This window comes from Enterobacter sp. BIDMC109, assembly GCF_001037885.1.
In the GTDB taxonomy this organism is placed as follows: domain Bacteria; phylum Pseudomonadota; class Gammaproteobacteria; order Enterobacterales; family Enterobacteriaceae; genus Enterobacter; species Enterobacter hormaechei_C.
Genome location: NZ_KQ090002.1, coordinates 3,903,180 through 3,915,028 on the forward strand (window position 1 = coordinate 3,903,180; position 11,849 = coordinate 3,915,028).

The window sequence follows — 11,849 nt, forward strand, 5'->3', positions numbered from 1 at the left end:
AATGACATCCGGATTTCAACGGACAACCTCGAACGACTCAGGACGTAAAAATCGCTGCAAGCATTGATTTTAAAGGGATGATTGGACTTTCTCGGATGTTCTTGGAAGTCCTAATGGTGCCGAAGGCCGGACTCGAACCGGCACGTATTTCTACGGTTGATTTTGAATCAACTGCGTCTACCGATTTCGCCACTTCGGCACTGAAGGGGATGCGGAAACGTTGTGGATTATACCTGTCGCGCGCCGCCATGCAAGCGACGACGCGCTAAACCCGCGCTAAGTGCCCAAAAAACCAGCGCTACCGTCACTCCAGCTCAGACACCGCCAGCCGAATCACCCCCGCCGCCTTCTGCTCCGGCAGCGCCAGCACCTTCGCCCACATCTCCTGCACCATATCGCAGGAGAGCTTCTCTTTACCCACCGCCTTCTCCGGCATCTGCAACAGCTGGATATCCTCGCCGTACTTATCGGCTAGTTGTTTCATAATCGGCCGGACATCCTCGACAGCCGCCTCGCGTTCGGCTTGCGTCACGGTGTGGTGGTTTTTACCGTAGGCCGCGCGCATCATGTCGGCGTCGGCCTGCATGCGCCGCGCCATCAGGTCTTTATCCAGCATGCGCATCGGGTTCACGCCGCCCTTCACCATCGGGTAGAGGAAGCGGAAGCAGGCGTCGTCGCTCACCTTCTGGATGGCGGCAGTCTGCTCCATGTTGATGGTCATGTAGTTCACCACGTTGGCGTCCGGCGCGTTTTGCAGGCGCGACATCTGCAAATGCAGGATCTGCGGCTGGATGGTGTCGATAATCTGCTGCTCCGGCTCGCCCGCTTTTTGCAGGGCTGCCATCTGGTCGAGGATGCGCTGATGCAGCGCGGGCTCCTGCTCCTTAATCACCTGCCAGGCAGGCATCGCGTTGAGGGTGGTATCAATCTGCGCTTCCGGAGCGCGTTGCCTGTCAAAGAACACCCAGAACGCCACGGCGGCGGCCGCGACAATAACAACGACCGTACTGATCCACGTTTTTTTCATCTCGCATCCTTATCCTTGAGTTGTGCCGGTTTACACCGGCACGCCGCTGTGGAAGCGAAACTCGTTGTCCGGTGTCGAGATAAGTGTGGCTTCAATTTCGCCAAAATGCTTTATGCGCGGTGAGATATCGTCGTCGCTCACCTGCTGGGCCAGCGTCAGGTAGTCCTGATAATGGCGCGCTTCCGAGCGCAGCAGCGAGAGATAGAACTTCTGTAAGTCATCGTCGAGGAACGGGGCTAGCGCGGCGAAGCGTTCGCAGGAGCGGGCTTCGATGTAGGCGCCGCAGATGAGCTTGTCGATCAGCGTCAGCGGCTCGTGGGTGCGCACTTCCTTCAGCATCCCTTTGGCGTAGCGGCTGGCGGTGATTTTGACGTACGGAATGTCGCGGGCCAGCATCGCCTCTCGCACCTGCCAGAAGTGGTGCAGCTCCTCTTTAATCAGCAGCACCATGCTGTCGATGAGCGCCTGGCCCCACGGGTCGTCGGTTTTGGGCATCACGCTTTTGCCAATCTGCCTGTGCAGGGCGATGAAGTCCGGCTCCGGGCCGTCGCGAAAGGTGAACTGTTCGTAGGGTTTGAGCCAGTCGAGCAGCGCGTCGGCACCACTTTCGTCGGCGACGTATTTACGCACCAGCAGCAGCGCGGTCTGGGCGGCCTTGAGCTCGCACACCATGTGGTCGGTGAGCAGCAGCGGCAGGTTCGCCGGGTCGCGGGCTTTATCAATCCATGCTTGCGGGGTCGGGCACTGGAGGAAGTTAAGTACGGGGGCGAGTATCTGCGGGTAATCCATGGTTCTGCCTTGAAAAAGCGGTGGCGCACGCCACCGCCTGAAACGCTTAGTGACGCACGCCGTCGTCGTCTTCGTCGACGTAGTCTTCGTCGTCGCCTTCTTCGCCGTCTTCACCGTTCGGATCTTCGAAGTAGGTTCCCCAGCCGTCGTATTCCACTTCAAACTTCTCGGCCAGGTTCATCAGCTGTTCTACCTGCGCGTCGATCAGCTCCGCCTTCAGCGCGCCTTCGCTCAGGATATCGCAGCAGATGACGGTGTCGCCCTCTTCCACTTCCAGCTCTTCCGGCTCGGTCACTTCGTAACCCAGCTTGAAGGCTTCCACGGCCATTTTTTCCAGCGCTTCAAAGTCGTCCGCAGAGAAATGGTGTTCGATGGTGTACAGCGCGTCCGGATCGCTACCGTCTTCCAGCAGTTCTTCAATAATCAGACGCGTCTCTTCGCGTTGCTCTTCCAGTAATTCCGGGTTTGCCATGGCTCAATCCTCTTTAAAGTGCGGCAGATACTTCTATTTTCACACACGGACGGGTTTGCCTCCACCTTTGTTGGAAAGATTTGTGAAACGGGGTTGCAAATGAATAATTACACATATAAAGTGAATTTTAATTCAATAAGTGGCGTTCGCCATGCGAGGATAAAATGTCTGATCTGCACAAGAAACACTTTCTGAAATTGCTCGACTTTACCCCTGCACAGTTCACTTCTCTGCTGACCCTTGCCGCACAGCTCAAAGCCGATAAAAAAAAGGGCAAGGAAGTACAAAAGCTTACTGGCAAAAACATCGCGCTCATCTTCGAAAAAGACTCGACCCGTACACGTTGCTCTTTCGAAGTTGCCGCATTTGACCAGGGCGCGCGCGTTACCTATTTAGGGCCGAGCGGCAGCCAGATTGGGCATAAAGAGTCAATTAAGGATACCGCACGGGTGCTCGGGCGGATGTACGACGGCATTCAGTACCGCGGCCACGGCCAGGAAGTCGTCGAGACGCTGGCGCAGTATGCTGGCGTGCCGGTGTGGAACGGGCTGACCAACGAGTTCCACCCGACGCAGCTGCTGGCTGACCTGCTGACCATGCAGGAGCACCTGCCGGGCAAGGCGTTTAACGAGATGACGCTGGTCTACGCGGGCGACGCGCGCAACAACATGGGCAACTCGATGCTGGAAGCGGCGGCGCTGACCGGGCTGGATCTACGCCTGGTGGCCCCGAAGGCCTGTTGGCCGGAAGAGAGCCTGGTGGCAGAGTGCAGCGCGCTGGCGGAAAAGCACGGCGGGAAAATCACCCTGACGGAAGACGTGGCGGCGGGCGTGAAGGGCGCGGACTTTATCTATACCGACGTGTGGGTGTCGATGGGCGAAGCCAAAGAGAAGTGGGCGGAGCGTATCGCGCTGCTGCGCGGGTATCAGGTGAACGCGCAGATGATGGCGCTGACCGGCAACCCGAACGTGAAGTTCCTGCACTGTCTGCCGGCGTTCCATGACGACCAGACCACGCTCGGCAAGCAGATGGCGAAAGAGTTCGATCTGCACGGCGGGATGGAAGTGACGGACGAGGTGTTTGAGTCGCCGGCGAGCATCGTGTTCGACCAGGCGGAAAATCGGATGCATACGATTAAGGCGGTGATGGTGGCGACGCTTGGGGAGTGATCCTTTCTCCCACTTTATTGATTCGGTGCGCTCTTCTTGCCGGGTGGCGCTGCGCTTACCCGGCCTACAAAACCCGTAGGCCCGTGCAAGCGCAGCGCCGCCGGGCAAATCAGGCGACGATGCGGCTGATGCCCTTTCTCCCACAACCCGCTCTACTCAATTGATTTTTCACCCCGAAAAAGGTACGTTTTCGCCTTAATTCCAGCGTGGACATACCAGCATTATGCCGATTATTCAGTCTGTTGAACGTGCGTTGCAGATCCTCGACCTGTTCAACGAGCAGGCCACCGAGCTTAAGATCACCGACATCAGCAAACTGATGGGGCTGAGCAAGAGTACCCTCCACTCGCTGCTGAAAACCCTCCAGCTTCACGGCTATATCGATCAGAACCCGGAGAATGGTAAGTATCGCCTCGGCATGAAGCTGGTCGAGCGCGGCCATTTCGTCGTGGGCTCGATGGATATTCGGCAGAAGGCGAAAGGCTGGCTGACGGAGCTGTCCCGGCGAACCGGGCAGACTACCCATCTGGGGATCCTGGACGGGCGTGAAGGGGTCTATATCGAGAAGATTGAAGGCAAGCTCGCTGCCATCGCCTATTCGCGCATCGGCCGCCGCCTGCCGGTTCACGCCACCGCCATCGGCAAAGTGTTGATTGCCTGGCTGGGCGAGGCCGAGCTGAACGCCCTGCTGGAGGGCTATCAGTACACCACCTATACCCCTTCTACCCTTGCCTCTCGCGAAGCCTTAATGAGTGCCCTGGCGCAGACCCGCGAGCAGGGCTATGCCCTGGATAGCGAAGAGAACGAGCAGGGCGTGCGCTGCGTGGCGGTGCCGGTGTGGAACCACGAGTCCCGCATGATTGCCGCCCTGAGCCTGTCGACGCTGACCTCGCGCGTGGACGACGCTGAGCTGGCTAATTTCCGCGAGCAGCTTCAGCAGGCCGGGCTCCAGCTCTCACGCGCGCTGGGCTACCCGGCCTGAGCCGTCAGACCGGCTCGTAGGTGAAGTAGTCGAAGTCAGCGTGGCAGCCGTCGCCGCTGATGTCCTCGCAGTGCAGTCCCACAAACGCGCCGGTGAAGAAGCCGCGCCCGCCGATATAGTCATCCGACAGCTTCCACGCCTCATACGTCACCGGCACGGTGTGCCACGTCTCGCCGTCGAACGAGTAGCTGTAGCGGTAGACCAGCGCATCCACATCCACCCTTAGCCAGACGCTCTTCGCACTCTCCGGCACGGGAATGGGCTGCTCGTGCAGCGGCCACGACGGCACGTTGTGGTCGAGCTGAATAACCTTAATCGTTCTGCCCTGCCCCTCCTCGTAGTCCACAAAGCAGTAGCTCCAGTTTTTGCTGTTGTAGTAGCAGGTCAGCCCCGCGCTCTGCTGGAAGTGGACCGGCGAGAACTGCATCCGCGTCTCGGCCCGGAAGGTGAAATGCTGCCACCGGCGCGCCACGGTCGACTGGGTAAAGGCCGAGTTGAGCGAGTCGTTGCCGTAGAGCCGTAAATAGCCGGGGCGCGCGGTGAGCGAGCCGAGGGTGTCGTCGAACGGAATGCGCAGGGTCTGCAATTCAGGGTCAAGCGAACTGGCGTCGAAATCATCCCGCCAGCTACCCTGAGCGGCGCCAGGCTGCTCCGCCACCTGCGGGCCTTTCACGGTCAGCTGCGCGTGCTTACCGCCCTCCACGTACGGCCAGTCATCGCGCCATTCAATGCGGGCGATGCCGGTCTCGCGCCCCAGCGGGCAGTAGCCGCACCCGCCGGAGGCCAGCAGTGGCACGCCGGGCAGGCGCAGCGGGCGGCTGGTAAGGTAGGCCATATACCACTCCCCGGTGTGGGTTTGCAGCAGCGAGCCGTGGCCACTCTTTTGCAGCGGGTTCTCCGGCAGGTGCCAGCTGGTCATCATCGTCACGTCCGGGTGAAGCTCGTACGGCCCGTCGATGGTTTTTGCGCGCAGCACCACGACGGCGTGCTCGTAGCTGGTGCCGCCTTCGGCAACCATCAGGTAGTACCATCCCGCGTGGCGATAAAGATGCGCCCCTTCGGTGTAGCAGAGCGGCGTGCCGGTAAACAGCGTTTTGCGCTCCGGCGAGAGGGTGCCGGTCTGCGGGTCAAACTCCTGCATCACGATGGTGTTGTGCGGGTTGCTGTGATGGCGCGGCCCCCACGGGCGGTAGAGGTAGTATTTGCGGCCATCGTCGTCGTGGAACAGGGACGGATCGAACCCGCCGTTGCCCATCGGGATCGGCTCGCTCCATGGCCCTTCGATGGACGGCGCGGTGACGAGGAAGTTGCGGCCGTTTTTCCACGGCGAATCGACAATCTTCACGTCGGTATAGAGCAGCCAGAATTTGCCGTCGGCGTAGCTCAGGCACGGCGCCCAGATACCGCCGGAGTCCGGGTTGCCCTTCATATCCAGCATCGACACGCGGTCCAGCGGCGTGCTGACCAGCGTCCAGTTTTTCAGGTCGCGGGAGTGATAGATGCGCACGCCCGGGAACCACTCGAAGGTCGAGGTGGCGATGTAGTAGTCCTCGCCCTGGCGGCACAGGGACGGGTCAGGGTTGAAGCCGGTCAGGATCGGGTTAGTGATTTCCATGTTGCCTCCGGTTAATGGGATGCGGCTGTCGCGGCGTCGGGAATGGCCTCGCCCTGCGCCGCGCGGTGCTTGATCAGCTGCTGGCTGATGGCCTCCACGCGGGCGTCGGTGAGCTTATAGAACGACAGCATGATGAACATGCCCACGTAGAGCACCACGGGCACCACGCAGAACAGAATTTTGATGGTGGTGAGCACCTCGACCGGCTGCACGCTGCTGCTGGCGGAGTAGTTCACGTACGCCAGGATCCAGCCCACTACTGCCCCGCCAATTGCCAGGCCAATCTTCAGGCTGAACAGGTAGGTGGAGAACACCAGCCCGTCCAGGCGTCGCCCGCTGCGGCTCTCCTCGTAATCCACCACGTCAGAGGCCATCAGCCATTGCAGCGGCGTGGTGGTGTTAAACACAAACAGGAACAGGATGTTGAGGGCGAAAATCAGCGCAATATGCTCCGCCGGGGTGACGAAAATCAGCAGGCTAATCAGCGAGTAGGCGACGATGATCCACTTAAAGGCGGTGACGCGGTCGAAGCGGCCCAGCAGACGAGACGAGCAGAGCGAGCCGAACATGGTGGCGAGGCTGCCGTAAAGTAAAAACTGGGTCGCCATCTCCGGGTGATCCATCACGTATTTCACGAAGTAGAGCGTCGCCCCGCCGCGCACCACGTTGGAGCAGGTCGCCATCATCTTGAAGGCGCACATGATCCGCCACTGGCCGTTGCCCAGCAGCAGCTTAAGATCTTTCGCCACCGACGAGCCAGGCTGCACTTCAAAGGTGTAGCGCTCTTTGGTGGTGAAGAAGCAGACATAAAGCAGGACCACGCCGCTCAGACCCAGCACGCACATGGCGCCGAAATAGCCCACCTGCTCGTTCCCTTTGCCGATGATGCTGACCAGCGGCAGCGCGATGCCGCTGATGGCGAGCGACCCAGCGGCGGCGAGGAAGAAACGCCAGGACTGAAGGGCATGACGCTCTTTCGGGTCGGCGGTGATCACCCCCGGCATGGCGCAGTAAGGGACGTTAACGAAGGTGTAGACCAGAGTCAGCAGAATATAGGTCACGCAGGCATAGATGATTTTGCCCTGCGCGGAGAAGTCTGGCGTGTAGAAGGTCAGCATGCAGACGATGCCGAACGGGATGGCGCCCCACAGCAGGAACGGGCGGAACTGGCCGTAGCGGGTGCGGGTGCGGTCTACCAGCAGCCCCATCAGCGGATCGGTCACGGCGTCGAGCACGCGGGAAACTAAAAACAGCGTCCCCATTATGCCCGCGGAGAGACCGAACACGTCGGTGTAGAAATAGGCCAGCAGGAACATCGTGGCCTGCCAGACGAAGCCGCAGGCGGTATCACCCAGCCCGTAGCCAATTTTGTCTTTCATGGTTAATTGCGTCATCAGAATTACACCCTTATGTAGTGTGCTGAATTACAACATTGTGTTACTGGAGTGTAATGAGCTGTTCAATTAACCAGCAATGGTCATATCTTATTTCTGAATTACGTTATTTCGCTTTTGTGACGCCAACGATATATCACAAGTCATTGTTTAAATTAGAAAATTAAAGACAAGCAAAAACCGTCCGCGGAATATTTTCCGCAGACGACTTTCTCTCAAAAAATAATTAAAGGCCGAGTGCTTTTTTACCGGCGTTAATTACCTCAATGATTTTATCGGTGTCATAAATACAGCCTTTCCAGGCGCCGCCGCTCACGGACTGTAATGCCGCCCACAGCCGGGTATCGTCCGGCAAAAAGTCGTGAGCGTGCAGGTCCGGGTGCGTCTGCCGCCGCGCCAGCTCGCGCGCGCCCTCTTCCGGCGTCAGCGGGTTGTCCGCGGTACCGATGAAGTTCACGCTACCGGTCAGAGTCAGGCGGTCCACGGCAATCTCAATGATGTCGTTATCGCGCAGCTTACCAATCGGCCCTCCCGCCAGCGCCTCCGGCGATACGTGGCCGAAGCAGGCCCCCGTCGACACGCCCGAGAAGCGCGCATCGGTGATTAACGACACCGTCTTGCCCCACGAGATATGCTTCAGCGCAGAGGTGAGCTGGTAGGTCTCTTCCATGCCGGTGCCGGACGGGCCACCGCCGATCACCACCATGATATCGCCCTGCGCAATCTCTTCCCGCTTTATGGCCTTGATGGCCTGCGCCTCCGAGACAAACACCCGCACCCGGCCAGTGTGGCGGTAAACTCCATCTTCACCCACCACCGACGGGTCGATCGCCGTGGCCTTGATCACCGATCCTTCCGGCGCGATGTTGCCCGTCGGGAAGCAGACCGTCGAGGTCAGCCCTTTCGCTTTTGCCTTCTCCGGCGGCAGGATCACGTCATCCGGCTCCACGCCGTCCTGCTCGCGCAGGCACTGGCGGAAGCGCTTACGGCGCTCCGAGCTCTGCCACCAGTCGAGGTTCTCGCCCACTGTCTGGCCAGTGACGGTCATGGCGTCCAGATGCAACAGGCCGAGATCGCGCAGGTGGAGCATCACCTCCGGCACGCCGCCCGCGAGGAAGGCGCGCACGGTCGGGTGATAGTCCGGGCCGTTGGGCAGCACGCTCACCAGGCGCGGCACCCTGCGGTTGACGCGCGTCCAGTGTTCAACGTCCGGGATCGTGCAGCCCGCCGCGTGGGCGATGGCCGGAATGTGCAGCAGTAAATTAGTGGAGCCGCCGAACGCCGCGTGGATCACCATCGCGTTTTCGATGGCTTTGTCGGTGAGGATATCGCGCGTGGTGATGCCGCGGTTATCCAGTTCACTGACCGCGCGTGCCGACTGGCGGGCGATCTCCAGCCACACCGCCTGCCCGGACGGCGCCAGTGCAGAGTGCGGCAGCGCCAGACCCAGCGCCTCCGCCACTACCTGCGAGGTGCCCGCCGTACCGAGGAACTGACACCCGCCGCCCGGCGACGCGCAGGCGCGACAGCCCAGCTCGGCGGCCTCCTGCAAGGAGAGCTCATGGTTGGCGAAGCGCGCGCCGATGGTCTGCACTTTGCCCGCATCTTCCCCCACGGTGGGCGGCAGCGTCGCCCCGCCCGGCACCAGAATGGTCGGCAGATCGTGCATGGAAGCCAGCGCAATCATGGTGGCGGGCAGCCCTTTATCGCAGGTCGCCACGCCGATCACCGCCCGACGCGTCGGCAGGGAACGAATCAGACGGCGAAACACGATCGCCGCGTCGTTGCGGTACGGCAGGGAGTCGAACATGCCGTGCGTGCCCTGCGAACGACCGTCGCACGGATCGCTGACGAAGGCTGCGAACGGGATCCCGCCGTTGCGGGTGATCTCCTTCGCCGCCGCCTGCATCTGCATGCCGATCTCCCAGTGCCCGGTGTGGTAGCCCAGCGCGACCGGGCGTCCGTCTCCGGCGCGGATGCCGCCCTGGGTGCCGATGATCAGCACCTCTTTGCCGGTGAGCTTGTTGGCATCCCAGCCCATCCCGGCGTTCTGCGTCATACCGAACAGGTTGCCGCTGGGGGATTCCATCAGCATCTGCGGTGTCAGCGGCAGCGTGCCCTGCGGCCCCGCCGCGTGGGTGATCACCGCATAAAACGCATCGTCCTGTGGGGTGAAAATTTTCTCAATGGTCATCGTTATCGTCCGGCTCAGCAGAGTTTGAGCTGTTGTAACAGGGTTTTCAGCTGCGCCTTGCGCGGCTCGTCCAGCGGCGAGGCTGGCGGCAGGACGTGCGTAGAAATCGGACGACCGCAGAGCACGATCGCCTCTTTAATGACGTTCACAAACGGCGTATCCAGCTGATACATCTGCGGGATTTGCAGCAGGGTCTGATGATACTCAGCCGCTTTCGCCACGTCGTTATCCCGCCAGGCTTTCAGAAGATTTACCGACACCTGTGGGGCAAAGTTGCCGCTGGCCGAGATCGCTCCGTCGCCGCCTAGCAGCAGGGTATTAAACAGATGATCGTCGTAGCCGCACAGCACCGTGAAATGAGGATGGGCGCCTTTAACGGTGTGGATCATGCTGCGCAGGTGAGCGACGGAGTCGATGGTGTCTTTGATGCCGACGATGTTACTGCGCGAGTCGGCGAGGGTTTTCACCAGCGCCGGGGTCAGATCCTGCCCGGTTAGCGCCGGGAAGTTATAGAGCATCACCGGCAATGTGACGCTGTCGGCCACCTGTTCGAAATAGCGGATCAGGTTCGCTTCCGATACTTTCCAGTAGTAAGGGTTGATCACCACGATGCCGTCCGCGCCCGCCTGCTGCGCGTGCTGGCTCAGCTCAATGGTTTCCCGGGCATTGGTGCCGCCGGTGCCGATCAGAACCGGCACGCGACGATCGACATGATCGATCGCAAACCGGGCAATGGTTTTACGCTCTTCGGCGCTGAGCTGGGAGAACTCGCCGCCGCTGCCCAGGAAGAACAGGCCGTCGACGCCCGCAGCAATCAGATCGTCGATCAGCGCGGCGGTACCCGGTTTATCGAGCTGGCCATCGGCGGTAAAAATGGTGGAGACAGGGGGAATGATACCCGTGAACAACGCGGACTGCGGCATGAGATCTCCTTGCTGAATCATTTTGTTCTACATTATAGAACAGCGTTCATTAATTTAACGATCATACTATGACGCAGAAAAAGCGCAGGTAAATGGGAGATGAGGAGGGAGTGCGGGAAGTTTAAGCTGGATCACATTATGCGTGGGTGCGGTCTGGTTCCCTCACCCTAACCCTCTCCCAAGGGGAGAGGGAACTTTTACACCCTCTCCCCTTGGGAGAGGGCCGGGGTGAGGGGTTACTCTACCAGCATCTTCACCACAACCTTACGCACCTGCGCCGGCGCTCCCGCCGCGCACAGCGGCTTATGCACTTCGCCCGGCCAGAACACTACAAAATCCCCTTCGCTCAGCACCACGGTTTTCTCCTGCTCGCCTTCCGGCAGGAACGCGATGTCTTTGTCCGCCAGCCAGTCGGTGTCCGGCGTACCGTGCGGCAGGGTACTGAAGGTCATCCCTTCCTGACCTTTTAGCACAATCTGAATATCCAGATAGCGTGCATGGTATTCAGCGCGACGCTCGGCGAACGGCTGGGTCATGTCCTCCGAAACCAGATAAAACAGGCTGTTGCCATTGATGTCGTGCTTACCGGTCGGCGTTGCGTCGGTGACGTGGGCCTTAACATGCTCAATGGCCTGGCGCAGCTCTTCTGGCAGCCAGGACTGGAGATGATGAATATTGCCAATAATCATGATACAACCCTCAGATTAAAACATTGTTTCATTTTTATGTTTTATACGAGAATTGCCTCTTCCATACCAGCCCTTTTTTGACAAGATTTGCGTCAGCGCATGTTTATCGGGAAATGTGTTAATCCACTGTTAATTGCACACAGGCATTTATGCAGTGGTTATGCATAACCTCATTTCATGCACTTTGCACACAGGATCTAACTCACTGAATTTAAAACATAACTCACAAAACCTGTTGGTGTATCACACTTTACCACTTTGGTTATTTCCTTTAAAAATCCATAATTATTTATTGATTTCTCTTAAGTGAAAAATAGTTAACTGTCATTATTGCATAACTATTTCCGTGACAACATTTTATCCATTAAAATCAACAACATAACTAAATATTTCAAAGCGTGTGATTCTACAAAATAATAACAACTTCAAATATTGCCACCCGTTCCTGCTTAGCTATTCATCCCTTAATAATATGAAATTAATCATTATCTGATACGAATCATGCAATTGAAAATAAACTGCTCAATATCGGTTTTCGCGTGAGCAATGTCACAATAACCATTATTTAAGCGCCTACTATAAATCACGAAATCAA

At 58.8% G+C, this 11,849-nt stretch carries 11 protein-coding genes and 1 tRNA gene; 3 read left to right on the forward strand and 9 right to left on the reverse strand.

The window, feature by feature from the left end; all coding sequences use genetic code 11:
- Nucleotides 1-114: 114 nt before the first annotated feature.
- The 4 genes from SK62_RS18380 to rraB form a co-directional block, all read right to left on the reverse strand.
- A tRNA-Leu gene (locus tag SK62_RS18380) sits at nt 115-199 on the reverse strand.
- A gap of 105 nt (nt 200-304) precedes the next feature.
- Entirely contained in the window at nt 305-1,027 is a 723-nt protein-coding gene (locus SK62_RS18385) for a hypothetical protein (RefSeq protein WP_033487908.1), read from the reverse strand.
- Nucleotides 1,028-1,057: 30 nt separating this feature from the next.
- A complete protein-coding gene (miaE, locus tag SK62_RS18390; protein WP_032670688.1) occupies nt 1,058-1,816 on the reverse strand; it encodes a tRNA isopentenyl-2-thiomethyl-A-37 hydroxylase MiaE in 759 nt (252 codons plus the stop codon).
- A 46-nt stretch (nt 1,817-1,862) separates the two neighbouring features.
- Entirely contained in the window at nt 1,863-2,288 is a 426-nt protein-coding gene (rraB, locus tag SK62_RS18395) for a ribonuclease E inhibitor RraB (protein ID WP_017694625.1), read from the reverse strand.
- A 99-nt stretch (nt 2,289-2,387) separates the two neighbouring features.
- On the opposite strand from rraB, the gene SK62_RS23100 reads away from it, so the two are divergent.
- From SK62_RS23100 to xynR, 3 genes are all read left to right on the forward strand, one after another.
- The gene (locus SK62_RS23100; RefSeq protein WP_213083700.1) at nt 2,388-2,483 is read left to right on the forward strand and encodes a putative translational regulatory protein ArgL; all 96 of its coding nucleotides are present in this window, start codon (nt 2,388-2,390) and stop codon (nt 2,481-2,483) included.
- The gene (argF, locus tag SK62_RS18400) at nt 2,453-3,457 is read left to right on the forward strand and encodes an ornithine carbamoyltransferase (protein WP_047718326.1); all 1,005 of its coding nucleotides are present in this window, start codon (nt 2,453-2,455) and stop codon (nt 3,455-3,457) included. Before SK62_RS23100 ends, argF begins: the two co-directional genes overlap by 31 nt.
- 223 nt (nt 3,458-3,680) lie before the next feature.
- Complete coding sequence (gene xynR, locus SK62_RS18405) at nt 3,681-4,439, forward strand: DNA-binding transcriptional repressor XynR (protein ID WP_047718324.1); 759 nt, start codon at nt 3,681-3,683, stop codon at nt 4,437-4,439.
- Nucleotides 4,440-4,443: 4 nt separating this feature from the next.
- On the opposite strand, the gene SK62_RS18410 is transcribed toward xynR, so the two are convergent.
- From SK62_RS18410 to SK62_RS18430, 5 genes are all read right to left on the reverse strand, one after another.
- Complete coding sequence (locus SK62_RS18410) at nt 4,444-6,054, reverse strand: glycoside hydrolase family 43 protein (protein WP_048249789.1); 1,611 nt, start codon at nt 6,052-6,054, stop codon at nt 4,444-4,446.
- A gap of 11 nt (nt 6,055-6,065) precedes the next feature.
- Nucleotides 6,066-7,448, reverse strand: coding sequence for an MFS transporter (locus SK62_RS18415; RefSeq protein ID WP_047718322.1), 1,383 nt, complete (start codon nt 7,446-7,448; stop codon nt 6,066-6,068).
- A 226-nt stretch (nt 7,449-7,674) separates the two neighbouring features.
- Complete coding sequence (gene yagF / locus SK62_RS18420; RefSeq protein ID WP_047718320.1) at nt 7,675-9,642, reverse strand: xylonate dehydratase YagF; 1,968 nt, start codon at nt 9,640-9,642, stop codon at nt 7,675-7,677.
- A gap of 14 nt (nt 9,643-9,656) precedes the next feature.
- A complete protein-coding gene (gene yagE, locus SK62_RS18425) occupies nt 9,657-10,565 on the reverse strand; it encodes a 2-keto-3-deoxygluconate aldolase (RefSeq protein WP_023302991.1) in 909 nt (302 codons plus the stop codon).
- Nucleotides 10,566-10,801: 236 nt separating this feature from the next.
- Nucleotides 10,802-11,254 (reverse strand): YhcH/YjgK/YiaL family protein, encoded by a 453-nt coding sequence (locus SK62_RS18430; RefSeq protein WP_015572526.1) that lies wholly within the window; start codon nt 11,252-11,254, stop codon nt 10,802-10,804.
- Between the last annotated feature and the right edge of the window lie 595 nt (nt 11,255-11,849).